The following is a 559-nucleotide window of genomic DNA, read 5'->3' as shown; positions in this document are numbered from 1 at the left end:
CTTCGATCTTTCGAAGATCCCCCACACCCAATCCCCGAATGTGGGCATGGTAAGTGGTCCAAACCCGAAGGGGATCCAGCCCAATGATGGCCTGGGCCACTGCATCCACGGCCACGGCATCGGCGCCGGCCAGGATAAGGCCCAAAGGCCGGGGAGTTCCATTGGCCGGACCGGGCCCTTCCATGGCCACCACCCCGTCCATCACGGTGAGAGCCGGCCGCACCAAGGAAAAAATGTCCACCAACACTTTGGCAAACTCCGCGGGCTGAGGATGCTCCCCATGCAGGGCCGTGCGCAGTCCCGTGGGAATCACTCCGTAGAAATTCTTTATCGCCCCGGTGAAGGTGGTGAGGGCGTGGGTTTTGAGCTTGGGCAGATTCACCACCACCTCCGCCTCCCGCACGGCCTTGGCGATGAAAACAGAGCGCAGAACGCCGCCATCGAGCTTCAATTCCTCGAACCCGCGCTCCCGCAAGTTCAAAAGTTCCACGCCCAGCCTTCGGCACATCTCCCGGTATCCGCCCACGTCAAAGCTCCGGCCCTCATGCACGTCGTCGCC

Annotated in this window: 1 protein-coding gene; it reads right to left on the bottom strand. The window is 62.3% G+C overall.

The window, feature by feature from the left end; translation table 11 throughout:
• The coding region (locus H5T41_11495) for a DUF362 domain-containing protein (protein MBC7109383.1) at positions 1 to 526 on the bottom strand (526 nt) is incomplete at its 3' end.
• Positions 527 to 559 lie beyond the last annotated feature (33 nt).

The sequence above is a fragment of the Methanomassiliicoccales archaeon genome (genome assembly GCA_014361295.1).
Lineage (GTDB): Archaea > Thermoplasmatota > Thermoplasmata > Methanomassiliicoccales > JACIVX01 > JACIVX01.
The sequence above is the reverse complement of the archived record's forward strand: the minus strand, read 5'-3'. Positions and strand labels throughout refer to the sequence as shown.